The organism is Streptomyces sp. NPDC025638 (assembly GCF_055558775.1).
Genome location: NZ_JBVHLX010000014.1, coordinates 253,018 through 278,107 on the forward strand (window position 1 = coordinate 253,018; position 25,090 = coordinate 278,107).

Genomic DNA, 25,090 nt, shown 5'->3' on the forward strand with positions numbered 1-25,090 from the left:
ATCGTCCGCAGTGCGCCCAGCCCGCCAACCGCAGTCACTGATTGCCGATCCAGGCCATCGGGCTACCCGAGTGCGGCTGCCTCGGCCGCTGCTGCCGCCGCCTCTTCGTCGCGCCCGAGCGTGGCCAGGCGGCGCGCCTGCTTGCGCAAGGCCTTGGCGAGGGCGGGGAGGTAGGTGCCGGGCTGGTCGGCGGCCAGGCGGCGCCGGATGATGACGGCCTCGGTGACGGCAGTCACCGCTTCCTCGTCGCGGCCCAAAGCAGACAGCCGGGTCGAAAGGTTGCTCAGACAGGTGGCGAGGTGTGGCTCGTGGACGGTGGGTCGGACGGCGGCCAGGCGGCGCCGGATCGCCACCGCCTCGGTGATCGCTTCGAGGGCCTCTTCACGGCGGTTCGCCTTCCCCCGTCGGACGGCCAGGTTGTTGAGGCTGAAGGCCAGGGCGGGGAGAGCGGCGTCCGGAACGCTGTCGGCGAGCCGGCGCCGGATCTCCACGGCCTCCTCCGAGGCGGCCAACGCTTCCTCGTGACAGTCCGCGGACACCAGGCGGGTCGACAGATTGGTCAGGTTGACGGAGAGAGCGAACCGGTGCCGCTCCGGCTGGACGGCAACCAACTCGCGGCGGATCGCGACCGCTTCGCGCACCGCGCTCAGCGCCTCCGCCGTCCGCGCAAGCTCCCCCAAGCGGAGCGAGAGGTTGTTGAGGCTCTTGGCGAGATCGTCGCGGTAGAGGTCGGGCCGTTCGGCGGCCAGTTCCTCGCGGATCTCCACGGCTTCCTGGATGGCGGTCAGCGACTCCTCCCGCTGTCCCAGCGCGGACAGGCGCAGGCTCAGGCCGTTGACGCTCTCCGCGAGGTGGGCCCGGTCCTCAAGCGCGGGAGGCGACTGCCGCGCGCGCAGCTCGCGCCAGATGGCCACGGCCTCCCGGCTGGCGTTCAGTCCCTCCTCGTACCGGCGCAGCGCTCCGAGCCGGTACGAGGTGCGGTCCAGAGCGCGCGCGAGGGCGGCCGGCCGGTCGGGGCCGTCGGCGTGGTCACGGTGGTGTTGTACCAGCCGCAGCAGCAACTGGGCGGCGACGTCCGCGAGGTTGTGGCTATTCTGCGGCAGACGGTCGGCCAGGTCCTCCAGGAGGGCGCCGGGGGTGGCCGGGTCGTCGGCGACACGGCGCAGGGCCTCGACCAGCGGCTGCGGGTTCTCGGTACGGGTGGCGACCTCTACGGCCGGCGCGGCGAGCAGACCGGGGTGCGCGGCGCACAGCGCGGTCAGATCGGAGCCGAGCCGGTCGCGGAGGTCCGGCTGGGCGGCTGCCCGGGTGAGGACGGTGAGCAGCCGGGTCGCCTGGGCCGGTCCGGAGCCGGGCAGCAGACTCTCCGGCAGACGCGGATGGCGGTGCAGATGGCGGCCGAGGAAGCGCTCGGCGAGCCGGTCGGGTTGGAGGCCGTCCCACACACGGGCGTCGTCCGGCGGGTACAGGGCGCGGATCCAGGCGCGCACGGCGCCCCGTCGGTCGCGGGGCTGGTCGGACAGGTTCGGCACCCTCGCCAAGAGCGCGTCCGCCTCGTCCCCGTCGTCGGCCCCGAACAGGAACGCCGCGGCCAGGGCGTCGACGAGGGTGTTCATGGTGAGCTGCGGGTGGAGGTGGTGGGCGGTCGCGGCGGCCGTCCAGTAGCGGCGCTCGTGGCCCAGCAACCGGTCCTCGACGGTCTCGGTGCCGGTGCCGGTGCCGGTGCCGGTGCCTGTGGCGGTGGCGGTGGCGGTGGCGCGGGCGTCCGGCGTGTCCGGGTGGTCGGCGGTGTGCGGGGCCTCGGGGCCCGTGCCGGTGGCCGCGTCGAGGAGGTCGGCCAGGACAGTCATGTGCAGGGTGAGAGCGCTCGCCAGGCCGGGCCCGCCCAGCGCCGGCACGGACAGGCTCGCGGCCAGCGCGGACCAGGGATGATCCTGCCAGTGCCGCACATGCCGTAACTCGGCGGCGAAGCCGTTTGTCGCCTCGCGGTAGGCCGCCTCACGGTCGCCGACTTCGGGCTCCAGCGGCTTCAGCGCGGTCACCGGGGCCCCACCCAGCAGATCCTCGGCCTCGAAGGTGCCGTCGCGCAGGTCGTTCCACCAGTCCTCGGCGGTCCGGGCCAGCAGGACCAGCTTGATGCGGACCGCGCCGCTGTTGCCGGCCAATGCCCGCAGCAGAGCGGACATTTGGCCGGGGCGTGTCTCGGCGTAGTCGACCACCAGCAGTGTGGGGACCGCGGCCGACGCCAGTACGGCCAGGTCCGCGGCGGGGGCGTCGGCGCGCAGCCACAGCGTGGCCCACCGGGGCGCACCCTGTTCGAGTCCGGTGGCGAGCTGATGGGCCAGACGGGTCTTGCCCTGTCCGGCCGGACCGTGCACCAGCCAGACGCCGAAGCCCGGCTCGTCGCACCAGGCGCGCATGCGTCTCAGCAAGCCCTCCCGGCCCCGGAACGGCACCACAGCGCGCCGGGCCCGCAACAGCACGGCGGGGGATGCCAGGAGGCCCGCCGTGGGGCGGGTGTCGTTGGTGTCGGCCAGATGCCGCCACTCCACGGGCTCCAGCGGCTCCCCGCCGTCCCGGGCCGCGCCATGCTCGGCCAGGGCCGCCCTGAAGGCCGGGTCGTGGTGGAGGACGTAGGCGGGTACGACGCCGAGGCCGGCGTGTCCGAACCCGGCGAGGTCGGCGGCGATCACCCCGGTGAGCAGGCCGCCGCTGAAGACCGCGGCCCCGGACATGCCTCCCCAGGGCGATGTGCCGTCGGCCGTCGGCGCGGGGACCTCGCGCAGGGTGACGACGTGCCGGTTGTCGGCGCGGCCGGTCAGGGGGTTCAGGGTGCCGGTCGCCTGCCACACCTCGCGGGGACGGTCGGGACGCTGGATGGCCTCCGGCGTCCCGGCGAACTCACAGGGCGTACCGGGCCGGTCGGTCACCAGCCGCCCCCAGCCGGGCGCGGCGCCCTCCGGCTGCACCCAGGCCGGATCGGTGACGGACAGCAGGGCGGCGTCGTCCCGGCCGCCCGGGGTGCCGCGCCAGATCACGGCGGCCCGGCATCTGGCCCCGTCGCCCGGCCTGAACACCTCGATCTCCGCAGCGTCCGGGACGACGTGTGCCGAGGTCAGCACCAGTCCGGGCGCGATCACGTACCCCGAGCCCCGCTCGCCACCCTCCACGGCCACCACTCGCTGACGGTGCATCGGTCCCCCTGACGGACGTTTCGAGAAGCGGTGCGGGGCAGCCCCTCAACCGGCCCTGAGATCCGGATCAGTCCGGGATGCGGTCCGCCGTGTTCCCGGGCCCGGCCGGCCGGTCGATGCCGCCGCTGACGAGCAGGTCACCGCCGGTGGCCTTGCGCGGGGTGAGCGTGAACGACACGCGGTGGGTGCGGCCGCGGGAGACACCCGCCTCGGCGTCCGCGCCGACCGCCCAGAGTCGGAAGCCCGCCTTCGCCTTCGCGTCCGCCCGGATCTCCACCTCGAACTCCATCTCCACGGGCCCGACCGCGAAGACCAGGTCGGGGTGGTTGCCGCCCACCCCCGCCGCCTCGATCAGCTCGTCGCGTACCGCGGCGACCGCCTTCACCAAGGGAATGTCCACCGAACCCCGCCCTTCCCGTCCCGCCTCGTACTTCGCCGACACCACCGTAGAGCGCACGTCTCCCTCGCACAGACGAAACGGGCAGTCGCGGGACACGGTCGGTCACGCTGTGCCGACCGCCGTGCCCGTGAGGCATGAAGCGGGTGATCCGGCGGACCAGAACCGGAGAGTGTCCGCGTGCCGATTCTCCGAGCCTCGGCATGGCCGAAGTGCTGGCGAAAAATCCGTACTTGAAGGACAGTTCTCATGGCAGGGTTCGGGGTGTCGCGGACACGTGCGGCGGGGGAGGAGGCGCGATGCATCGAGGCGCTCAGGGCGCCGCGTGTGTAGTGCTCGCCGTCGGCGTCGGTGTAGTGACCAACATCCTCACCAGTCATGTCAACGTGGCGCTTGTCGTCGCGCTGGGTGTGATGGTCGCCGTGTGGGCCGCGCTGGAGTGGGTGCGCTCCGGACCACCGGGCTCGGATCACCCGCGCCGAGTCACGGTGAAGCAGACGGTGCGGCGTTTGAACGCGGGTCGGGTGCTCGGAGCCAGGCGCACGGGAAACGCTGATGTGAGCGTCGACCAGAACATCGGGAGCACGGACGGTCACGCGGAGATCATCGGCGTGGACGATGCCGACGCATGAACCGGTCGGGCACGGCGGTCCGATGCCGTCGGACGTCGTCGCGCGTTCGGCCGAATTTTCCGGCCGCGGCTGGGCGATGCGCAAGATTGCGGCCTGGCTGCGTACGTCCGCCTCGCCCCTGTTGTTGATCACAGCTGGGCCGGGCTGCGGCAAGACGGCCCTGGCCGAGCGTCTCCTACAGGTTTCGGCGGGGACCGTTCGGGTTGACCGAGTCAACCGGACGGACTGCCGAATCGATGCGGCCAACTTCTGTGACCAGCGCACCTTCGCCTCGGTCGACCCGGTGCGGGTGTTGGAACGTCTGGGTGAGCAACTGGCGGAGAACGTCCCTGGCTACGGTGCGCAGTTGCTGACGGAAGCGGGCCGCAGTACGGGCGACATCTCCGTGCGCCAGCAGGTGCGGGCGCTTCCCGGAGCGGTTGTGTCGGTCCAGGCGGTGGTCATCAACTTCGGTGACCGCAACCCACGCCGGGCCTACGACGAGATCATCCGCCGGCCGCTGACGCGGCTGCATGAACAGCACGGCCGGCGAGTGGTTCTCCTCGTCGACGCTCTGAACGAGGCCGAGGCAGCGGCGAGTTCCCTGGGCGTGATGTCGCTGGGTGCGCTGCTGGGTGTGGAGGCGGAAAATCCGGTACCGGGGCTGCGCATGATCCTCACCAGCAGCCGCGGCCGGGTCGAACAGGAACTGGGTGGTGTCTGCCGCTTCGACCTCGTCACCGACGAGCCCGAGGGCAGCAGTGATGTGTACGACTACACGCGGGCGCGGCTCACCGGCCGAGTCGCGCACGCCGAGGACCTGGCGCAGCGCATTGCCCGCGTGGACGGGGGAAACTTCCTCTACGCCCGGTACGTCATCGACGACATCCTCAGCGGACGCATGTCGGCCGACCGAGCCGGACACGAGGCTCTGCCCGCCGACCTCGCCCACATCTATGCCGGCTTCCTGCAACGCGAACGGAACCGGGCCCCCGCCCGGTGGTCGGAGCAGATGCGACCGGTACTGGCCGCACTCACCCTCGGTCGCGGCGAGGGACTGACGCGCGAACAGATTGCCCGTGCTACGGATCTGCGGGTGTCCACAGTCGACGACACCCTGCGCGTCTGCGCGCGCTATCTGCAAGGTGCCTTCCCCCACGGGCCGTTCCGCCCGTTCCACGCCTCGTTCACCACGTATCTGCTCACCACCACCGATCAGGACCTCTACGCGGCGGAAGCCGGCGTTGACCTCGTGGAAGGGCTGGTCCGACCGTGGGTGCGCCGATGGGAGGAGTGCGACGCACTGACGCTGCGGCATGCGGTGGAGCACATGGTGGAGGCCATCACCCTGCAGAGCGACGGGCGCACACGCGACGATCTGGTGCGTCTGCTGATGGACACCCTGCAGGATCCTGCGTATCTGGTGGCCATGGTGGCACGGCACGGGGTCGAAAGCCTGGTGGTGGCCGTGGAACAGGCAGCGCGTGCCACGCGCGAGCTGTCCCGAACCCTCGACCCGCTTCAGTCGGTGCTGTCGAGGCAGCTCGGAGTGCTGCTGGAACTCGACGACGACTCCGGCACGTTCTTGTCCCAGCTCCAGTTGGAGGCGGCCGCGCAGGGCGAAACCGCCCTGGTCGAGGCCATCGACTTCTTTCGCACCGGAAGTGCGTGGCGTGGGCTGCGGGTGCTGGGCGGCACGACCTCCGAGTCTCCGTTGTACCGACTGTCCCTGGTCGGACACACCGAGGACCTCACCGCGGTGGCGGTGACGGATGACAGCCGCCACGCGATCACCACGTCGTGGGACCACACCGCCCGCGTCTGGGACCTGCTGACCGGACGTCAGTTGTCAGCCTTGGAGCACCGCGGCGTTCCCTGGCACGTGACGGCAGGCAACCGCTTCGCGGTTACGGCCGCAGACGAGGATGTCGTTCGGCTCTGGGACATAGCAAGCGGAATGCTGCGGCACGAGTTCGCCCCCGCGCTCCCGGCACATGCACGAGTCCTGCGCCTGGACGAGTCCCGCGGCCGCCTCACCACCGGCTGGAGCGACGGCCACATCCGCATCTGGGACATTCACACGGGCGACGTACTCTACGACTGCGTGCCGACCCCGAAGGGCCGACGTGATCCTGATCCAGCCGTAACCGCCCTCGACGTCGACTGGGACCGCGGACGTCTGGTCCACGGCACCAACGGCGGGACCGTCACCTTGTGGAAGCTGGGCAAGAAGGGCGCGCGCCGAGAGAGGCAGTTCCGGCTTGAAGGTATGTATACCGCGCACAGCTGGGAAGTCGAGGAGTGCTTACTGCATCCGGACGGCCGACGGATCATCACCGCTGGTTCGTTCGACCATTGCATCCGGGTCTGGGATCCCCAGCGCAAGCGCCCCGTGGTCGAGCTGCGGGGGGACATGTTCAGCCTTGCGGCGCTCCGGCTGATCGATGACGGCCGCACAGCGCTGTCCATATCAACGGCGGGCACGGTCGAGGCATGGGACCTCGACACGTATCAACGATCGGCCTTCATCCCAACGTCGAGGCGAGGCGAGCACACCGAGTTCCACGAGCTGTGCGCATGGGCGGTCACCCCCGACGAAGACCACGTTCTTGTCGGCTTCGCCGATGGCAGGCTTGCGGTCGTCGACATCCATCACCAGGCCGTCATCGAGGTGCTGGAAACCTCACCCCGCCGCTACAGTCGGCTTTGCGGGGTGGCGGTGACGAAAGACGGCCTGCGCGCTGTCACCGCGTCCGCTGACCAGGACGCGAGAGTCTGGCGCCTGGATCCCCAAGGTGCCGACCAGCGGGCGCGGACCCCAGCCTCCGACGCCGCCGACACCGACACCGACACGACGGAACTGGCTCGGAACATCGACTTCGGCGATGTCGGCGTAACCGAGCTCAAAGCCACTCCGGACGGCGAATCCCTGATCACAGTCGCCGAAGACGCGATACGGGTGTGGGACACCAACACCGGGCAGCAGCGCTACGCCCTGTTCGAGGAGGACATCCTCCACCGGGGCCAAGCATGCTGGCGTACGGAGACCCATGAGCGGGTGCTCACCTACGATCACGAATACGGCCACTGGTACAGCGCCTGTCCCGACTCGTTCGCCGCCTTCACTGTCGGCGACTTCATGAGAGACCTCGGCTCGTACTGCGAACACACAGTGCACACCTGCGCGGACGAAGGCACCCGTCGCAACGCGCCGGTGCGAGCCACGGTACTTCCCGACGCCCATACCGGCCTCGCAGTCCAGTTGGACGGCACGTTCACCACCTGGGACATCGACACAGGCTCAGTCCTCAGACGCTTTCAGGACGGACTGCCGGGAATGCCACGGCTACTGGCAGCCGGGCAGACTCTGCTGGCCGTCTGGCCCCAGAGTCTGCGGTCCTGGAACTGGACATCGGGGCGCCCTCTGCTGGCGCTCGACGAGCAATTCGTCCCGGAGACCATGGCGATGTCCTCCGAAGGCCACCACGGCATCATCGGCACACCCGACGGCACCGTACTGGTGTGGCGCAGTCCGGACCCCGGTGACCTGCTGCAGTGGCAGGCGCATCGCAGCGACGTCACCGGTTGTGCGATCGACGAGAGAGGAACACTCGCCCTCACTGCCGACGCCACAGGTGCGTTGACGGCGTGGACCCTGACCGTTCGGCCGGGCGAGCCACAAGCGTTGGCAACCCTGTCCCTTCCAGCGCCGGCAGACTGGATTTCCTCCCTCGCGGATGCCGACCTCACGTTCACGGTCCACACGCAGTCCGACAGCAGATTCACGGTCCGCGCGACAGGGGCGTAGCGTCATCCGCTTCCCGCCGCCCCGGGCACTCTGCCGCTCGGGCGCTACGGCGCCATGGGGCGTCTTCGGTACGTCGGCCGCAGCACCACGCTGCCGCAGGCCGCAGGCCGCCGGTCGTACCGTCGGCGAGATGCTCGCCCCGGCCGCGGGTGAACACCCATGGACCGGCTGGACCCGAGCTGGTGGTGGAGGTCGGCGTCCCCGCCGCCGTGACAGATTCGGAAGAACCACCCGGTCGGCATCAGCGACCGCCTCGTCGCCGACCTGGCGCTCTGGGGCCGCGGGCCGCGGGCTGCGTGCGGCCGCGCAGCCGACGACCGCGCTGCACCACCTCGAACAGATCGAAGGGCCGGCGTGGCGCCGCCTGGCCGCCCTCGACCTGTTCGGCGCCGCCGTCCGCAGCGACCGCCCCGACCTCGCCTGCGTCTGGCTGACCGAGCTGGAGCGGTTCGCCGCGGGCACCGGTCTGCCGGCCGCGACCGCGGTCGGCGAGCACGGCCGCGCCCTGCTCGCCGACGACGGCGACGCCGAGACCCACTTCCAGCGGGCACTCGTCGCGCACGCCGATTCGCGTCGGCTGCCCGACCGTCGTCGCCGCGACGCCACCACCGCCACCGAGCTGACCCCGCAGGAGTGCCAGGTCGCCGCCCTGGTCCGGCGGGGCCTGTCAAACAGGGACGCGGCCGCGCAGCTGTTCGTCAGTCCACGCACCGTCGAGTTTCACTTGCGGAACTGCTACTCCAAGTTGGGCGTCAGCTCACGCGCCGAGCTCACTGCTCTCCCGATCGACCTGTGACCGGTATGGCCCCGCAGCTGAACGGGTCGTCCACCGTGCCGCGCACATCGCCGGGCGCGTTTGAAGTAGGCCAATTTCCCTTTATATTTCAAGAGGTTCCTCGCCAGGTAGGTGTCGTCTCGTCCGTTAGGCGCTTGGAGCTCGTAACAGGATCTTGTTGAAGTGCCCCGCTCGGGCGTGACTGTTGTGACGATCTGACCGTTCGGGTGGGTGTGACGAATCGGCCGTGGATTGTGGACGACGGCTTGTGGGCGCTGATCGAACCATTGCTGCTACCCTGGCCCGAGCAGTCGCCGGGACCGAGACCGGTGCCGGACCGGTTGTCCCTGCAGGGCATCCTGTACGTCCTGCACCAGGACCTCGCCTGGCAACTCCTGTCCCTGGAGCTGGACTTCGGCTCCCGACAGACCTGCTCGCGGCGTCTGGATCGCTGGCAACAGCGAGGAGTCTTCGACCAGTTGCACCGCATTCTGCTCGCGAAACTGAACGCGTCCGGCGAGCTCGACTGGTCCCGCGCCTGCGTGGACGGCTCCCACATCCGCGCGAAAAAAAGGGGGGAGCCGCGACCGGCCCGTCGCCGGTCGACCGGCGCAAGACGGGCAGCAAACATCACCTGATCTGCGACGGGAAAGGTACCCTGCCCGGGCCATCACCACCGCGGCGAACGTCAACGACATCACCCAGACCCTCGCCCTCGTCGACGGCATTCCGCCCGTCGCCGGACGTCCGGGCCATCCCCGCCGACGCCCCGACGCCCTGCTGTGCGACAAGGCGTACGACTCCCGGGCCGTCCGTCGTGAACTGCGCAAACACCGGATCGTGCTGGTGATCTCCCGCAAGGGCGTCCCGAACATCCAGGGCCCGGGCAAGCTCCGCTACGTCGTCGAGCAGACCTTCGCCCTGCTCCACCAGTTCAAACGCCTCACCGTCCGATGGGAACGACGCCGGGTGCGGGGCAAAACGGCCAGCTGAAGTTCGAAGAACTCACGCAGGAAGGCAGCAGCGGGAAACCACTGCGGTACCGGGCCGGCGTACCTCTCCTAAACCGGCAGGCGCCCATGGGGCGGGTCATGAGAAAGTACCGTTCGATCCGGGACAAGGGGGGAAGGGTGGGGCTGATCTACGGTTACGACATCTATCTGCGTCCGCGGAATGTCACCAGGGCGTTGGCCAATCTGGCCGAGCTGGCGCCACCGGCACGTGCCGTGCCGCCGCTTGAGATCACCCTGCCCGGCGGTGACCGGCTCGTCCTCCCGTTCACGTCCCATTTCAAGAGCGATCCGGTCGACTGTTCCACGAGCAGCACGCTCGAGCTCGACATGTCCCTCATGTTCGACGTCGATGATGCACTGCGTGAGTACGCGCAGACGAACGGCCCCGAACCCGGCGCGGACGGGCGCATCCAGATCGGGTACATCTACGCGACAATCCGGTTCGAGTCCCTCCTGCACCCTGGCTACACGTCGGTGGAGTGCTGGGCGGCGACGTCGGGGATGAGCCGCTTGTTCGCACGGTCGGCCAACATCAGGAAGGTGTTCACCGACCTCACCGCCGACAGCGGCGGAGTGTGCTGTCTGTTCGACACTGGCGACGGCGCCCCTGAGCAAGTGTGCTGGCTCAACGGTGAACCCACCCAGGAGATAGTCTCCGGTCCCCGCTTTCCAGACCGGCGAGCACTTGTGGCGACTTGGTCCGACCCCGAGAAGTGAGCTTCGGTGCTCCGCCTCTGAGGCCACAAGATTGTGTTACGAGCTCTTAGAGGAGCTAACACAATGCCTGGACTCGCCTGTAGGTGATCACACAGCAGGCGAGCTTCAGGAACGCCTCGTGGATGTCGTCGCGGATCTCCCAGCGGATCCGTAGCCGTCGGAAGCCGTGGATCCACGCGTTCGTCCGCTCGACTACCCAACGGACCGAGCCCAGGCCGGAGCTGTGCGGAACTCCGCGTCGGGCGATGACCGGCTTGATGCCGCGCTTCCACAGGAGCCGGCGGTACTTGTCGAAGTCGTAGCCCCGGTCGGCGAACAACTGCCGCGGCCGGTGACGGGGGCGACCGGTCACTCCGCGGATCCGCGGGATCGCGTCGAGCAAGGGCAGCAGCTGGGTGATGTCGTGGCGGTTGCCACCGGTCAGGGTGATGGCGAGCGGGTGCTGCCTGCGTCGGTGATGACGTGGTGCTTCGAGCCGGGCCGGGCACGGTCGACCGGGCTCGGCCCGGTTTTGGGCCGCCCCGACGGGCCTGGTGGTGGGAGCCGTCGATCACCGCCCGGGACCAGTCCAGCTTCCCGGCACGGTGCAGCTCGGTCAGCAGCACCTGGTGCAGCCGGTCCCACACCCCGGCCTCGTCATCCCGGACCCGAAGCCGAGCTCCTGCGGCAGCCACTCCCACTGGATCCCGGTGTGATGCACGAACAGGATGCCCTGCAGGCAACCACGGTCGTCCAGTGGCAGCCGGCCGGGATGCGCGGACGCCGCTGCCTGACCGGCAGCAACGGCTCGATCCGCCCCCACAGGTCATCCGGCACCATCCACGGAGGACCGTTCCCCTTCCCCATGACTCGTGCAACGAGCCAGCCAGGAAGGGGATATGGCTACGACCAGGCTTTCTATTAGGTGCTCTAACTCCCGCAGCTGACGGCCTGGAAAATAGGGTGCGGTCGGCTGAGCTGGGGTGATAGGTAAGCGATGTGACAGAGAGTCTTGAGTATTCGGCCCTGCTGCAAATGATCGACGAGCGGTCGGCCGCGTTCCGGAGTGCGGTTGCCGCCGCGCCCAGCCTTGACGCGCCGGTGCCGTCCTGCCCCGAGTGGACGTTGTTCGATCTGGTGCAGCACCTGGGTACGGGCCAGCGCTGGTGGGCCGCGATCGTCGCCGCGGGCCCGGCCGAGGCTCCGCCGGCCAAGGATGCCGCAGAGGTGCCGCGCGAGCTCGAGGCGCTGCTGGCCTGGTACGCCGAGTCGAACGAGCTGCTGCTGAGTGCGCTGCGCGAGGCTGGCCCGGAGCGCGAGTGCTGGGCGTGGTGGGGCGCCGGCGTGTCGCCGGCGAATGCCTGGGGCGTTGCCCGGCGCCGGGTGCACGAGGTGCTGGTGCACACCTACGACGCCCAGCTCGCCGCAGGCGCCGTGCAGCCGATGCCGGCGGACGTCGCGATCGACGGCGTGGCCGAGTTTCTCGACACCTGCAACTCCACCCCGGCGGCCTGGCCGCACGAGGCCGCCACCATCCACTACCACGCCACCGAGGGCCGCTCCTGGCTCCTCGCGCTGGACGGCATCGGCGCCTGGCCCGCACCCCTCACGGACGACGCCGCGCCCGCCTCCGCTTCGGCCACGGGCACGGCCGAGCAGCTGCTCCTCTTCGTCTGGGGCCGCCTCACGCTGAGCGACCTGAAGATCGACGGCGACCAGCAGGTGTTCGAGCAGCTGATCGCCTGGGAGCCCGAGGAGTAGCCAGTCAATACCGCCAGCGGACGGCCTCGATGACGTCCGCGTCGGTGAACATCGCGAACAGCTCCGCCTCCGCGCGGCGACGGCCAGTACGGACTCGTACAGCTCGGGCCCGAGCGTCTCCCGCAGCACTGCCGACTCAGCCAGGAAGGGGATATGGCTACGCCCAGGCTTTCTGTTAGGTGCTCTTAGAGGGCATCTGATCACTGTTCACGATGTTGTGATCGGGATGTCCGTTTCGATTCGCCAGGTTGGTGTGGATTCTCCCGTCAGTTCGCGGGACATTTTGTTGGCCATGGCCCAGTGGATCATCGTGCGAGATCTCTGCGGCAGTGCTTCGTAGTCCCGTGCCAGGCGGCGGTGTTGCATCAGCCAGCCGAAGGTCCGCTCGATCACCCAACGCTTGGGAAGTGGCTCGAACCCCTTCGCCCGGGTTCGCCGCACCACCTCCACGTCGATGCCGTATCCGGCGCCGTGGTTGAGGATGCTGCTCTGGTGGCCGCCGTCGGCCCAGACCTTGGTGACGCCGGGATGTTCTGCCGCCAGGTCGTCGAGCAAGTGCTTGCCGCCGATGGTGTCGTGCATGTTCGCGGCGGTGACCAGGACGGCCAGGACGAGGCCGAGGGTGTCGGTGATCGGATGCCGTCCACGGCCCTTGATCTTCTTGCTGGCATCGATGCCCTGGCTGGTCTCGGCCATGTTGGGCGAGGTCTTCACGCTCTGTGCGTCGACCACGGCCGCGGTGGGCCCGACGCTGCGGCCGTGCACGCGACGGGTCTTGTCGCGTAACAGGTCGTGGACCTGCTGGGTGGTGCCGTCGGCTTCCCACTTCGCGTAGTAGTCGTAGACGGTCTTGTACGGCGGCAAGTCGTGCGGCAGGTACTCCCACGGGATGCCGGTGCGGTTGACGTAGAGGATCGCGTTGACGATTTCTCGCAGATCGTGCACCCGGGCCACGGTGCCCGGCCCGGTCCTTCCGGCCTGCCAGGCGGTGAAGACCGGTTCCATCAGAGCCCACCGGGCATCGGACACATCACTGCGGTAGGGACGACGCGCACTCACACCTCGTCCAATGACCACCTACACCGGCCGTTCACAGAATCATCCCTGACTACCAATTACGTAGATCAGATGCTCTCTTAGCCCCGTCCCGGTGGTGTGAGAGGGGCGGGGCAGGCGGGCTCTTCCGGTGCCGAGGGGTGGCGAGCGGTCAGGTTACCGGTGACGACGCCGACTTCGTCGGTCGTCGCGCAGTCCGGCCCGGCGGTGACTCGGGCGACGTACTGGTCGATGAGGCGCGGGGCGTTCACGCGCAGGTGTCCTCCCGCGGGCGAGAGGCCGTCAAGGCCGTCTTGGAGCTGGTGCCGTGACGCTGCCGCAGGTGAGCCAGAGCCAGGGCCCCAAGACCCTCTCCGCCCGACCGCAGGGCCCGACCGGTCCCATTGCGCGGGCGGTGCTCGTCCAGCGCGTTGTATCGCCCAGTGCGAAGGCCCGCAGGCGTCCGCGGCCGGGGACCGGCGCCCATCTGCAGCCAGCCGTGGCCTTGGGACGCTCGAAGGGTTCCCGTCGCCAACCTGGCCTTCGTAGTCTAAGGAGCGAACAGCAAGCAGCTCTGACCCGGCTGTCGTGACAACGAGGGCCAACTACACCGCGCCGGTGGCAAACAGCTCGAGGTGCCCGCACTTGGGGCAGCGGAACGCCTCTATCTGCCGCCGGGGCCGGCCCATCCGCTTGGCACCCCCGAAAATCCCCCGCTCCAACGCGCCCTCGATCCAGCGCGCGTACCCGCGCGAGTTCTCGCCGGCGTCCTCGATGAAACCCTCGGCCAGACCGACGGTGCCGCAATAGGTGCACGTGTAGTTGTTCATCCCGTGAGTGTAGGAAACAGCGCGGACGGCCAAGACGGACGCGTGACCATCGATTCCTACCCAACTGGGACGGCGGGGTCCAGTGCCGTATCAGGCAACGTTCGCCCTGTTCACGATCTCGCGTAGGCGTTCGTCTGCGGCGTACTTGTTCCGGCAGATGATGTAGCGGCGGATCATGCTGCTCTGCTCCTCGTGGCTGGCATGGTCGGTGCCGTCGAGGGTGAAGTAGCGCGGGGCGGTGAACCGGGCCTCGATCCGGTTCAGCCACGAGCTGTTGGTCGGTGTGTAGGCGAATTCGACGTTGTCGGCTGCGGTCCAGTCGCTGGCCCGGGCGTCCTTCCTCGTGCTCGGGTGCGGGGAGAAGTTGTCGAGCACGATTGCGATCCGGATCCCGGGCGGGTAGAGGCCGCGCAGGTAGCGGCAGAACTTGAAATCGGGGTCGCCTGAGACCTTCCAGGTCTTCACGCGTTGAAACGAGACGCTGTCCTCGCGGAGCAGGGGCCGAAGGCCCTCGTGGCTGATGTCGTCGACCACCCCCACGGCGACCAGGAAGCCGGCCAATTGGCCAGACTCCAGGTCGAGAACGGCAGGCCGTGCTCGATCGGCTTGGACTTGGTGATCTTCTTGATCTCGCGGCGTTCGGGAAGGGTGAAGGTCTTGGGCCGACCGCCTTTGTACTTGGGTAGAGCGAGTTGAAGCCGTCGACATTGAAGTCGTGGATCACATCCCCGCCCCGGTCCGGGCTGGTGAACGTCACCTCGGCGATCTTCGCCACCGGCCTGCCCTGAGCGGATAACAGCACCATCTGGGCCCGCCGCAAGGTCACCACCGAACCGGTGCCCCGGCGCACGATCCACAGCAGGCGCCGACCCTCGTCGTCATCGATCTCCCGTACCCGCCCCCGTTCAGCCATCCGCACAGCTTCCCCGAGCCGTCCGCTCCGCGGCCGTAACCGCCGTGTTCGGCCTCCTCCGCTCGCGAAGACGTCGCGCAGGACTGGCTACTGTTCGGGGCATGTCTGAGACTTCCGGCCAGCTTTCCCTGGGCATCGATGCCATATCCCGACCCCAGCCCCCCGTTGCGGTGCCGGGCCTCAAGTACATCGCCGACTGGCTCACCCCCGACGCCTGCCAGGCACTGCTCTCGGACATCGACGCCGCGGCGTGGTCGGCACAGTTGAAGCGGCGGGTGCAGCACTACGGCCACCAGTACGACTACGGCCGTCGCAGCGTCGCAGGCGACCGGCAGGCCGCCGCGCCGCCGCTACCCGCATGGGCCCGTGAGGCAGCCGCGCGCCTCGCGCGTGAGGGCCTGATGGACCAGGAGGCGGAGCAGGTGATCGTCAACGAGTACCAGCCGGGGCAGGGGATCAGCGCCCACGTCGACTGCCTGCCCTGCTTCGGTCCGGTCATCGCCGCGGTCTCACTGGGCTCAGGCTGCCTCATGGACTTCACCAATCCCGAGGACGGCGCGAAGCTGGCAGTGCCGCTCGCACCGGGCAGCCTGCTGGTCATGACCGGCCCGGCCCGCTACACCTGGCGCCATGCCATCGCCGCGCGCAAGAGTGATCCCGGAACCACCGGCCGTGTCCCACGCGGCCGACGCGTGTCGGTGACCTTCCGCACCCTGCTGCATCCCGGCAAGTAGTTCCCACCGAACCAGCATCAGACCGTCCACCCACACTCTCCACACGGCCAACGCTGCCTGATGCGGCACAAGCTCCCAGAGCTCCTCGTTCTCCACGTCCAAGTCACATGCAGAGCAGACGAAGACGTAGGACGTGAAGGCCACGACGGACTTGCTCGTCTCGTCGATGTGGGTGGCGCCGATCGCGGCCACGCCGACTCCGATGGCCGGGGCGCCGCAGCCATCGCCAGGCCGCCATCGACACACCCCGGTCGCGTTCTTCCAGTACCGTGCTGCGACCGTCGTCGGGCTCGCGTAGCGGAGCCCCCGCCCGACCAGCCCATAACAAGAGAATCACATCGCTTCGTCCCTTCTGCTGGTTTCGGCGGACGGCATCTAAGGTCACGCCAGCCGCTGCGCCGGAGGACCCCGGCGATGCGGCATGCGCCTCGAAGGGAAAGGACCGATCGTGCGCAAGCGTTCTCTCATAGCTGTCACCGCCGCGTTCGCCGCTGGAGCACTCTCGCTCACGGCGTGCGGTTCCCGTGACGCAGGATCAGCCGACGACCCCTCCGGCGGTTCCACGGTCGTCACCATCGGATTCGACGCCCCTCTGACCGGGGACCTGTCGGCTCTCGGCCTCGGTATGAAGAACTCGGTCGACCTCGCCGTGAACCAGGCCAACAAGAACAAGGAGGTGCCGGGCGTCACCTTCAAGGTCGTGGCGCTCGACGACCAGGCCCAGCCGTCCTCCGGCCAGCAGAACGCCACCAAGCTCGTCGCCGACACGAGCGTGCTCGGCGTCGTCGGCCCGCTGAACTCCTCCGTGGCCCAGTCCATGCAGAACGTCTTCGACGCCGCCCAGGTGCCCGAGGTCTCGGTGAACACCAACCCCGCCCTCACCCAGGGTGACAAGTGGGACACGGGCGAGAAGGTCCGGCCGTTCAAGACGTACTTCCGCACCGCGACCACGGACGCGATCCAGGGCCCGTACGCCGCCGAGTACCTGTACAACACCGCCAAGAAGAAGAAGGTCTTCGTCGTCGACGACAAGAAGACCTACGGCGCCGGCCTGGCCGCGACCTTCTCCGCCCACTTCAAGAAGCTCGGCGGCACGGTGGTCGGCAACGACCACGTCAACCCCGACGCCAAGGACTTCTCGGCCGTCGCCACCAAGATCAAGAACTCGGGCGCGGACGTCGTCTACTACGGCGGTGAGTACCCGGCGGCCGGCCCGCTCAGCGCACAGGTCAAGAAGGCGGGCGCCGCGATCCCGCTCATCGGCGGCGACGCGATCTACAGCGACGAGTACCTCAAGCTCACCGGCCCGCGCGGCGACGGCGACCTGGCCACCTCGGTCGGTGCGCCCGTCGAGAGCCTGCCCTCCGCGAAGAAGTTCATCGCGGACTACAGGGCGGCCGGGTACAAGGAGGCGTACGGCGCCTACGGCGGCTTCTCCTACGACTCCGCCTGGGCGATCATCCAGGCAGTGAAGGCCGTGGCCAAGGACGCAAAGCTGCCCTCCGACGCCCGCGCCAAGGTCACCGAGGCCCTGCAGAAGGTCTCCTTCGACGGGGTCATGGGCAAGGTCTCCTTCGACGAGTACGGCGACGCCACCAACAAGCAGCTCACCGTCTACAAGGTCAAGGGCGGTGCCTGGAAGGCCGAGACCACCGGCACGTTCACCGGCTGACCGAACCCGGTCACTGGGCGAGCCGCGGGCGACCCGGCACGTCTCGCGCTTCCGGGCAGGCGTCGGCCGTTCGCCCGCAACGACACGAGACCGGGCTGCTCTTCCCCATGCGGGACGGGGCAGCCCGGCCTCGCCCGTACTGCGGCCGCGCCAGCCGGGCGCGCCTCCGTCACCGGCAGGGAGAAGACGCTGAACGCCGCCTGCTACGGCTCCACGGGCCGGATGGGGGATGCCGAGTACGACCACGTGATCAGCCTGCAGCTCGGCGGCGACCCCAACACCCTGACTGCCGCGCAGCGCGCGATCGTCACCGACTGGACCACTGCCCTGAGCAGCGGCCCTGGGCCTGGGTGATGTCTAAGGTGACGGCCCGGCCTTCCTGGAGCTCACGGAAGCCGCTTCCGCTGATGTTGGAGTAGTGCGCGAAGGCCTCGGGGCCGCCCCCGTCCTGCGCGATGGAGCTTGCCCGGGAGCTGGAGCAGGAACGCTTCGGCGACATAAGGGCTCCGCTGAGGGCGATCTCCCAGTTGCGGGCATCCGGGCACTGCTGACCCCAGGGCTTCGGCGTAGTCGGGTGGCGTCCGATTTGCGCTCAAGCGGGGTCGACTTCGACAAGATCAAGACGGTTCGCGTGACCGTTATGCCATGGGAGGGGTGGCGGCGTCCCGACACCGTGCGAAACCGCCGCCCACCCTCCGTCCCAGCCATTGTTGTATCTATCGAAACTCGATAGATTCCCATCGCAACTCGATGGAAGGACGGGGTATGGGAAAGCTGACAGTGCGTGCGCTGCGTGCCGTGCTCGTGGTGGTGCTAGCCGGCACCGTGTTCGTACAGGCATTGATGGTGTGGGCATTGGCCACCGACCCGGAGGACGGGTCGCTTCCGCTGACCCCGCTGCGCGTGATCACGATCCTGGGCATGGTGTCGGCCCAGGTCGCGCTGGTCTGCGTATGGCGGCTGGTGACGATGGTGCGACACGGAACCGTGTTCTCCCACGCCGCCTTCCGGTACGTGGACGGCGTGATCGCCGCGATCGTGGCGGCAGCCCTCGTATGGTTCGCGGTCACGGCCCTCAACGCGCCAGGCCAGCGGGACGACCCGGGCGTCACCCTCATCATGGGCGGGATCGGCGTGGCCATCCTGGGGGTCGCGCTCATCGTGCTCCTGCTGCGGATGCTGCTCGCCCAGGCCGTCGCACGCGACGTCGAAGCGACGCGGATGCAGGCCGAGTTGGACGAGGTGATCTGATGGCGATCGCCGTCGACATCGACGTGATGCTGGCCAGGCGGAAGATGTCCGTGGGCGAGCTCGCGGACCGCGTAGGGATCACGCCCGCCAACCTGGCGGTACTCAAGAACGGCCGCGCCAAGGCGGTGCGCTTCGTTACGCTTGCCGCGCTCTGCGAGGTGCTCGAGTGCCAGCCGGGCGACCTGCTGCGTTGGGAGGCCGAGGACGCCGCGGGCGGATGACGTGCTTCAGGGCGAGCGTGGTTCAGCCGGTTCAGCCGACGCACCGCGGCCAGGACATGCGTGGAATCCGTGCGCTGGCCGCCGGGCCGTACCAGCAGGCCCGCCTCCCGCGGCCGATCCAGGACCAGGTCCAGCACACGCCGGGACGCTCGGTCAGCCACCAGTCGGTCCCGGAACTCGCCGAGCACGGAGCAGTCGAACCCGGGATCGGTCAGCTCCAGCCCCAGAAGAAGCTTCCAGTCGATGTGCCCGTGCAGGGCAGCCGCTGCGTGGCGGTCCGACAGCCCCTCCGTGAACTGCAGCACTGACACGAGCGCCAACTGATGTGGTGGCAGGCGGGTTGACCACGCTGCGGGAAAAGATCCACGAAGTCCTTGTCGGTGACAGCGGTCCGAGCTCCTCCCGGGTCCGCATGCACAAACAGCCCTTCGGGAACGCCCGGGCCACCTCGGCGATCTGGGCCGGAACCTCGCCCGGCAGACGCGGACACAGCGACACCACGATCACGTCACGCTCGCGCCCCCACGTCGCTCCAGCCATCATCCCGCCACCGCAAGGTCATATGTGGTGACCACCGCCGAATTCGCCAACGGTGTCCCCGGCGGGACACCATCGACAGGGCGAGTCGACGAAATGGGGCGAACGCTCGAAGATCGAATGAGTTGCCGAACAAAGGGGCCCGGGCAGGGTGTCGGCCTGATGGCACGGCCGTGCCGTCCCGGAAGGATCCACACCCGGATGTGATCACCGCCACAGAGACGACAAGCAGCGAGCGGACAGGGCTGGTTGTGGAGCTTTCCTTACGTGAGCGGATACGGGCCGGTGACCCGGAGGCCTTTGCCGAGCTGTTCGGTGCGCATGCCCGCGCCGTGTACAGCCACGCCGCCCGGCTGACCGGAGACCGAGGCGCCGCCGAGGACGTGGTGTCCCTGACCTTCCTGGAGGCATGGCGGCTGCGGGAGAAGTTGAGACCCGATGCCACGGCCATCGAAGGAGACGCCGGGAGACCCGACGGTGATGGCCTGCGTCCCTGGCTCTACGGCATCACCACCAACGTCCTGCGCAACACCCGCCGAGCCGCCCGCCGGCACAGCGCCGCGCTCGCCCGGCTCCCGGACCGCCCGGCGGACCTCGACAGCGTGCCCGACTTCGCGGATGAAGTGGTCGGCCGCATGGAGAACGCCGAACGCCTCGCCGCTGCCCGCACGGCGCTCGGCCGACTCCGACGAGCCGAGCGCGAGGGTGTTCGCCCTGTGCGTCTGGTCGGGACTGAGTTACGACGCCGCGGGTGAGGCCCTCGGCGTACCGGCCAGCACCGTACGGTCGCGGCTCTCCCGGGCAAGGCAACGCCTACGGCGCTTGTCGGAGGCGGAGTTGGCCCGGCATACGTCCGGCAGGCGGCCACCGCAGAGCCTGCAGGCACCAAGTGCCCGCATACAGCCGGAAGACCCGCTGAAGAAAGAAGATTCGAGACTCGGGCCGCGCACCGGACAGGTATCGGGTGGCCGTCCCAAAACGGCCCGGTCGACACAGGAGAAGCACCGATGAATCCCGAAGAGCGCGAAGAACTGGCCAGGCTGGTGCCGAGCCCGGGTGAACCGGTCCTGACGAGCGACCGCCATGACCTGTTGAAGGACCATCTGATGCGAGAGCTCACCAAGGAATCCCAGGGTTCCCGGGAGATCGCGACGGCGCCCGGGGCGCCCGAGCCCGCCCCCCGCCTCCGGTTCGCGATGATCGCCGTGCCCGTTGCGGCAGTCGCCGCAGTCACTGCCACGGTCGTCGTCGGCGCCGTCGGATCCGGTACTGCCACAAGCGATCCGAAGGCGGTCGATCTTCTGAACCGCATCGCCGCGGTCGCCGCCTCGAAGAAGGCCGTGGCCGTCCGCGACGACCAGTATGTCTACGTCCGGACCAAGGGCTTCATGAAGTTCTCGGACAACGACATTCGGATCCTGCGCGAGTCGAACTGGACCGCCGTCGACGGCAAGCGGTCGGGACTCCGCCGGATCACGGTGCTGTCGGGCCCGCCGCCCCGTCCGCGGGACCCGTTCTCCTCGTACGCCAAGGGCACAAAGGACATGAAGCTGAGCCCCGACCCGAATGTCACCACATTCCGGGAGCTGCAGGCGCTGCCCACCGACCCCGACGCGTTGCTCGACAAGATCTATGCCGACACGAAAGACAAGAAGTCGATCAACCGGGGCGCGGCGCTGGAGAAGATCGGCGACATGCTCGCCGACGCGACGCTGCTTCCCGAGGTGGACGCGGCGCTCTACCGCGCCGCGGCGAAGATACCCGGCGTCTCGGTGGTCGAGGACGTCAAAGACTACGCCGGCCGCCCAGGTATCGGCCTGAGCTTCAAGAACGGCGACGACCGAGCTGTATGGGTCTTCGACAAGAAGTCGCTCAGCTACCTGGGCACGGACGAGGAGGCCCTGCTCGACACCGCAGTCGTCGACAAGATCAGTGAGACGCCAGGCAACTGAGACCTGGTCAGGTAGTGAGGCAACGGCCCCTCGCCCGGTTGGGCGGGTGCCAGGTGGCGGCGCGCGTGAGGTCGTCAGGTGGAATCGCGTACCGCCGCCCGGTGCCGGGACGGTTCAGCTCAGCGGGACGTCGAGGACTGATGGCGATTCTTGAAGCCGGCCGGGGCCGCTCGTCGCCTCACTTGGTTGGTCCTCGAAGTGAGTGGGGAGGGTGGGGAGCGAAGAGCACGTCTTGATCACTCATGGGTAGGCTCGGTCCATGAGCGGTGACTGGCGGACGGACCGGATCGGGGCTGCTCTGCGGGGCGAGAACCCGACTGTGCTGCGGCGACTTGAGTCTGGCTTCGCGGTGATCGGCGACGTTCAGTTCCTGCCCGGGTACTCGCTTCTCCTCGCAGACGAACTGGGTGTTCAGCGGCTGTCTGACCTGCCGAGGGCCAAACGACTGTCGTTTCTGTCCGACATGGATCAACTGGGAGAAGCGGTTGAGCGGGCCTGTCGCCGGATGGACACCGGCTTCCGCCGGGTCAACCTGGAAATCCTCGGCAACACGGACCCGTTCCTGCATGCCCACGTCTGGCCGCGGTTCGAGTGGGAGCCGGCCGAGCTGGTGAGCAAGCCGGTGTGGCTCTATCCGCGTGACCGCTGGAGTGACAAACGGTTCAGGCTCGGCTCCCAGCACGATGTGCTGCGGGATGCGATCGGCAGCGAACTGGACCGGCTGGGTTCGATGGCCAGAGGGTGCGGGCCCGCCGACCGTCGGGTCGGCGGGCCCGGTGATCAGTGACGGTCAGTGGACGTCAGGGAGTCCGTCGCAGCGGAACGATGTCAGGGATGGCCGCGGGGACGGAGGGACGGGCCGCTTCCGGGGTCGCCAGCAGCGCGACGATGGTGACCGCTGCGTCGTGGTAGTCACCGTCGTCGTGCCAGCCGCGATCAACCATGATCACCTCACTCCTGGACCCTACAGCCCGGCCATCTCGCCCGGAACCGACGGTACTGGCCAGTAAGCGATGGGGGTGATCGCCCGGACAGTTCCTGGTCGTGCTTCGTCAGATCTTCCGATCTCAGCTGGCCAGCGGGATGTTGGCGGTATGCAGCTTGGGGAGGTGGAACGGCTCCGGGGTGAGTTATCGGAGTTCGTTGCTGATGTGTTCGCCTCGCTGCCGCGCCGGGACCAGCGTGGGTGGGGCGGGCGATATCTGCGAGGTCCGATGCTGGGCGGGCGACGTAAGTCGATCCAGCCGATGGCCGAGCGTTTGTCGGATGGGAACATGCAGGCCCTGCAGCAGCTCGTGAACCAGTCGCCCTGGGGTCCGCTGCCGGTCAGGCGATGGATCGCCGAGTGTCTGTGCGGGGCGGTGGGTCCGCATGGTGTGGGTGGTCGACGACGTGTCGTTCCTCAAGTGCGGCAGGGCATCGGTGGGGGTGACCCGGCAGTACTGACGCTGTTGGCGAATCGCTGTCTGCCGATGCTTGGAGATCCACTCCATGAGGGGTATTCAATGGTGAAGCCAGGCAGCAGCGGGCTGCCTCGGCCCTGGGTGTCGCTCGTGCGGCGGCGTTGAAGGAGAGATACATACCGATGGCAACAGGCGTAGTGAAGTGGTTCAACGCCGATAAGGGCTTCGGGTTCATCCAGCAGGATGACGGCGGACCGGACGTATTCGTCCACTTCTCGGCCATCCAGTCCACTGGGTTCAAGGAGCTGTACGAGGGCGACAGGGTCGAGTACACGGTGACGCAGGGGCCGAAGGGACCGCAGGCGGAAAACGTTCTTCGACAGACGTAACTCTGCCGGGGCGTAGGGGCTCCGTCCCGGCCGTGAGGTCGCTGGGACGGAGCCCCGGCTGCTGATTCGCCCACAGTGTCCGGCTTCAGGTTGGGACGGCACCCGAATGTGGGGGAGTGTGACCAGTGACCAGGTTGGCGTCGGATGCAGTACGAGCCCTTGCCGCAGGACGGGCGCGGCTCGTCAGGCGGGCGCATCCTGGAGTTGGATAAGCCGCCGCACGCGAACCCGAACGTGTCTTGGTAACGCGGCATCCCGGGTGTGGTGGCACGTGGCGCCGACAGCCCACTCGGGAGCGACCATGAGACTTTCCTTCCTTGAACCTCTGTACAAGCAGCCCGGTCCCTTCGCGTCCGTCTATCTGGACACGTCCCGCGACGCCGCCATCGACGACCCCGATGCCGCCATAGAGCTGCGCTGGCGGCATCTCCGGGACGCCCTGATGTCCGAGGGAGCGGACCGGGACTCCATCACCGCGGTGGCGGGCACCGTAGGCAGCGACGGGGACGTCCCCGGCACGCACGGTCAGGCCGTGTTCACCGCGCATGGACGACTGGCTCTGCTGGATGAGCTTCCTGCCCCGCCCGCCCGGGACACGGCGCACTTCGGAACCCTGCCGGACACCATGCCACTGATCATCCAGCACGCGCCCGGGATCCCGTACCTCGCGGTGCACGTGCATTACAGCGGCCGTCACTCCACGGACGCCAACGGTACCGTGCGCATCGAGGCCGAGGCGGGCACGTGGCCGCTGACCAAGGTCACGCCGGGACACCGTCTGGGGGAGGAGATCCCAGTGGGAGACTGGACACGCGCCGCCGGGGAGATCGGCCGGGAGCTGGAAGGTCACGCACGGCGTATCGATGTTGAGACGGTGGTCGTCGCGGGGGACGTCTGGGCCCGCGGCATCCTCATCCGTCGGCTTCCCGCTTCCCTGCGCGGGCAGGTCACCACCGTCGAAGGCGCCGGTCAGTCCGAGCCGGGGCGGGCGCTGCTGGAGCAGCAGCTCGACGGCCTCTTCAGAGGCCGCATGGCCGCGCACGACCGGGCACTTCTGGATGCCTTCCTCGCAGAGCGAGCCCGCGATGGAGCATCCGCGGAAGGTCTTGCCGCCGCCGTGTCGGCGCTGCAACGCGGCCGAGTCAAGGCCCTTTTCCTCAATGACCACCCGGAGTCGCCGTTCCACCTGTCGGTCGGTCCGGAACCAGGCCAAATAGCCCTCGCTGAACAGGAACTGCGCTCCTACGGCACAAGGGAGGTCAGAGAGGAACGGGCCGACGCGGCTCTGGCCCGCGCCCTTGTGGGCACGAGGGCCGAACTGGTCGTGGTGCCCGAGCGGGAGCTGTGGTTGTGTGAGGGCGTGGGCGTGCTGATGCGCTATGCCGACCCCACGTCCCGCGAGTGAACAGACCTCCGGGAAGGGAGCAGCACGTAGACGCCCCATTGCTGGGTGAGTCAGCCGAGGATGTCCGTGATCCGGCTGCTGAGGGTCTCGGTGTCGGTGATGACCTGGTCGAGCAGGGAGCGGCCGACGACGTCGCGGACGGTGGTCCGGGCGATCTGGCTGATCGCGGACGATACGTCCTGGATGGAGTGACCTTCCACATCCGGTCCGCCAGGGTGGCGGGGCTGGATCCGGTGTGTGGCCTGCGGTCGTCGTGGGAGACATGATCAGCACGGGCGGAACTGCGCAAGCAGCTGTACAGATTCTGGTGGACCGCGGGGCCGCTCGCGACATCGCCGTAACCCACGGACTCCTGTTGGGAGCCGTGCAGGACAGACTCGGCCGCCATTCCATCCGGCGCTTGCTCATCACCGGCACCCCCACCGTCCGACGGTCGCACCGACTGCGGCTTCGGGTGGAGTAAGCGGCCCCCATGCTCGCCGATGCCATCAAC

The 25,090-nt window shown here is 68.7% G+C and carries 22 protein-coding genes and 6 pseudogenes; 18 read left to right on the forward strand and 10 right to left on the reverse strand.

Translation table 11 applies throughout. From position 1 onward, the window contains the following. Positions 1-62 precede the first annotated feature (62 nt). Positions 63-3,194: a tetratricopeptide repeat protein gene (locus ACZ4EG_RS33160; RefSeq protein ID WP_467793257.1), complete on the reverse strand. Its 3,132-nt coding sequence runs from the start codon at positions 3,192-3,194 to the stop codon at positions 63-65. Between the two features lie 67 nt (positions 3,195-3,261). Then, positions 3,262-3,651: a trypco2 family protein gene (locus tag ACZ4EG_RS33165; protein ID WP_467793258.1), complete on the reverse strand. Its 390-nt coding sequence runs from the start codon at positions 3,649-3,651 to the stop codon at positions 3,262-3,264. Positions 3,652-3,794: 143 nt separating this feature from the next. Here ACZ4EG_RS33165 and ACZ4EG_RS33170 point away from each other — a divergent pair, with 143 nt between their 5' ends. From ACZ4EG_RS33170 to ACZ4EG_RS33200, 7 genes and pseudogenes are all read left to right on the forward strand, one after another. Beyond that, positions 3,795-4,223 carry a hypothetical protein gene (locus tag ACZ4EG_RS33170; RefSeq protein ID WP_467793259.1) on the forward strand — a complete coding sequence of 143 codons (429 nt, stop codon included), beginning with the start codon at positions 3,795-3,797 and terminating at the stop codon, positions 4,221-4,223. Between the two features lie 22 nt (positions 4,224-4,245). Beyond that, positions 4,246-8,010, forward strand: a complete 3,765-nt coding sequence (locus ACZ4EG_RS33175) for a P-loop domain-containing protein (protein ID WP_467793260.1) — start codon at positions 4,246-4,248, stop codon at positions 8,008-8,010. Between the two features lie 130 nt (positions 8,011-8,140). Beyond that, a complete protein-coding gene (locus ACZ4EG_RS33180; protein ID WP_467793261.1) occupies positions 8,141-8,806 on the forward strand; it encodes a helix-turn-helix transcriptional regulator in 666 nt (221 codons plus the stop codon). A 212-nt stretch (positions 8,807-9,018) separates the two neighbouring features. Further along, positions 9,019-9,423: a transposase gene (locus ACZ4EG_RS33185; RefSeq protein ID WP_467793262.1), complete on the forward strand. Its 405-nt coding sequence runs from the start codon at positions 9,019-9,021 to the stop codon at positions 9,421-9,423. A gap of 1 nt (position 9,424) precedes the next feature. Continuing rightward, positions 9,425-9,625: pseudogene (locus ACZ4EG_RS33190) on the forward strand (transposase); the annotation flags it as partial. Further along, entirely contained in the window at positions 9,626-9,778 is a 153-nt protein-coding gene (locus ACZ4EG_RS33195; RefSeq protein WP_453552866.1) for a hypothetical protein, read from the forward strand. A gap of 137 nt (positions 9,779-9,915) precedes the next feature. Continuing rightward, entirely contained in the window at positions 9,916-10,515 is a 600-nt protein-coding gene (locus ACZ4EG_RS33200; protein WP_467793263.1) for a hypothetical protein, read from the forward strand. A gap of 55 nt (positions 10,516-10,570) precedes the next feature. Here ACZ4EG_RS33200 and ACZ4EG_RS33205 read toward each other — a convergent pair. After that, positions 10,571-11,334 (reverse strand): annotated as a pseudogene (locus tag ACZ4EG_RS33205) (IS5 family transposase). A gap of 159 nt (positions 11,335-11,493) precedes the next feature. On the opposite strand from ACZ4EG_RS33205, the gene ACZ4EG_RS33210 reads away from it, so the two are divergent. Further along, complete coding sequence (locus tag ACZ4EG_RS33210) at positions 11,494-12,255, forward strand: maleylpyruvate isomerase family mycothiol-dependent enzyme (RefSeq protein ID WP_467793264.1); 762 nt, start codon at positions 11,494-11,496, stop codon at positions 12,253-12,255. A gap of 207 nt (positions 12,256-12,462) precedes the next feature. Here the strand turns inward: ACZ4EG_RS33210 and ACZ4EG_RS33215 are convergent, their stop codons facing one another. From ACZ4EG_RS33215 to ACZ4EG_RS33225, 3 genes and pseudogenes are all read right to left on the reverse strand, one after another. After that, positions 12,463-13,314, reverse strand: a complete 852-nt coding sequence (locus tag ACZ4EG_RS33215; protein ID WP_467793265.1) for an IS5 family transposase — start codon at positions 13,312-13,314, stop codon at positions 12,463-12,465. Between the two features lie 581 nt (positions 13,315-13,895). Continuing rightward, positions 13,896-14,120, reverse strand: a complete 225-nt coding sequence (locus ACZ4EG_RS33220) for a hypothetical protein (RefSeq protein WP_453552855.1) — start codon at positions 14,118-14,120, stop codon at positions 13,896-13,898. A 90-nt stretch (positions 14,121-14,210) separates the two neighbouring features. Then, a pseudogene (locus tag ACZ4EG_RS33225) lies at positions 14,211-15,033 on the reverse strand (transposase). Positions 15,034-15,134: 101 nt separating this feature from the next. On the opposite strand from ACZ4EG_RS33225, the gene ACZ4EG_RS33230 reads away from it, so the two are divergent. Then, the gene (locus ACZ4EG_RS33230) at positions 15,135-15,767 is read left to right on the forward strand and encodes an alpha-ketoglutarate-dependent dioxygenase AlkB (protein ID WP_467793266.1); all 633 of its coding nucleotides are present in this window, start codon (positions 15,135-15,137) and stop codon (positions 15,765-15,767) included. A gap of 448 nt (positions 15,768-16,215) precedes the next feature. Further along, the gene (locus ACZ4EG_RS33235) at positions 16,216-17,439 is read left to right on the forward strand and encodes a branched-chain amino acid ABC transporter substrate-binding protein (protein ID WP_453552851.1); all 1,224 of its coding nucleotides are present in this window, start codon (positions 16,216-16,218) and stop codon (positions 17,437-17,439) included. A 307-nt stretch (positions 17,440-17,746) separates the two neighbouring features. Here the strand turns inward: ACZ4EG_RS33235 and ACZ4EG_RS33240 are convergent, their stop codons facing one another. Then, complete coding sequence (locus ACZ4EG_RS33240) at positions 17,747-17,938, reverse strand: cold shock domain-containing protein (protein ID WP_467793267.1); 192 nt, start codon at positions 17,936-17,938, stop codon at positions 17,747-17,749. A 266-nt stretch (positions 17,939-18,204) separates the two neighbouring features. Here ACZ4EG_RS33240 and ACZ4EG_RS33245 point away from each other — a divergent pair, with 266 nt between their 5' ends. Continuing rightward, on the forward strand, positions 18,205-18,690 hold the full coding sequence (locus ACZ4EG_RS33245) for a DUF2975 domain-containing protein (RefSeq protein ID WP_467793268.1): 486 nt from the start codon (positions 18,205-18,207) through the stop codon (positions 18,688-18,690). Beyond that, positions 18,690-18,911, forward strand: coding sequence for a helix-turn-helix domain-containing protein (locus tag ACZ4EG_RS33250; RefSeq protein WP_467793269.1), 222 nt, complete (start codon positions 18,690-18,692; stop codon positions 18,909-18,911). The genes ACZ4EG_RS33245 and ACZ4EG_RS33250 overlap by 1 nt, the downstream gene beginning before the upstream one ends. A gap of 224 nt (positions 18,912-19,135) precedes the next feature. On the opposite strand, the pseudogene ACZ4EG_RS33255 reads toward ACZ4EG_RS33250, so the two are convergent. After that, positions 19,136-19,222: pseudogene (locus ACZ4EG_RS33255) on the reverse strand (hypothetical protein); the annotation flags it as partial. Positions 19,223-19,699: 477 nt separating this feature from the next. Between ACZ4EG_RS33255 and ACZ4EG_RS33260 the strand changes: the two are divergent. From ACZ4EG_RS33260 to ACZ4EG_RS33270, 3 genes and pseudogenes are all read left to right on the forward strand, one after another. After that, positions 19,700-20,459, forward strand: a pseudogene (locus ACZ4EG_RS33260) (RNA polymerase sigma factor). Beyond that, a complete protein-coding gene (locus ACZ4EG_RS33265; protein ID WP_467793270.1) occupies positions 20,456-21,400 on the forward strand; it encodes a CU044_5270 family protein in 945 nt (314 codons plus the stop codon). The pseudogene ACZ4EG_RS33260 and the gene ACZ4EG_RS33265 overlap by 4 nt, the downstream one beginning before the upstream one ends. A gap of 259 nt (positions 21,401-21,659) precedes the next feature. Next, positions 21,660-22,187: an HIT family protein gene (locus ACZ4EG_RS33270; protein ID WP_467793271.1), complete on the forward strand. Its 528-nt coding sequence runs from the start codon at positions 21,660-21,662 to the stop codon at positions 22,185-22,187. Between the two features lie 13 nt (positions 22,188-22,200). Here ACZ4EG_RS33270 and ACZ4EG_RS33275 read toward each other — a convergent pair whose 3' ends face one another. Next, entirely contained in the window at positions 22,201-22,344 is a 144-nt protein-coding gene (locus ACZ4EG_RS33275) for a hypothetical protein (RefSeq protein ID WP_467793272.1), read from the reverse strand. 150 nt (positions 22,345-22,494) lie between these two features. Between ACZ4EG_RS33275 and ACZ4EG_RS33280 the strand changes: the two are divergent. The 3 genes and pseudogenes from ACZ4EG_RS33280 to ACZ4EG_RS33290 form a co-directional block, all read left to right on the forward strand. Then, positions 22,495-22,843: pseudogene (locus ACZ4EG_RS33280) on the forward strand (transposase); the annotation flags it as partial. Between the two features lie 142 nt (positions 22,844-22,985). Continuing rightward, positions 22,986-23,192, forward strand: a complete 207-nt coding sequence (locus ACZ4EG_RS33285) for a cold-shock protein (RefSeq protein ID WP_361619219.1) — start codon at positions 22,986-22,988, stop codon at positions 23,190-23,192. A gap of 301 nt (positions 23,193-23,493) precedes the next feature. Further along, positions 23,494-24,597 carry a baeRF2 domain-containing protein gene (locus ACZ4EG_RS33290; protein ID WP_467793273.1) on the forward strand — a complete coding sequence of 368 codons (1,104 nt, stop codon included), beginning with the start codon at positions 23,494-23,496 and terminating at the stop codon, positions 24,595-24,597. Between the two features lie 50 nt (positions 24,598-24,647). Here ACZ4EG_RS33290 and ACZ4EG_RS33295 read toward each other — a convergent pair whose 3' ends face one another. Further along, positions 24,648-24,797, reverse strand: a complete 150-nt coding sequence (locus ACZ4EG_RS33295) for a hypothetical protein (RefSeq protein WP_467793274.1) — start codon at positions 24,795-24,797, stop codon at positions 24,648-24,650. Positions 24,798-25,090 lie beyond the last annotated feature (293 nt).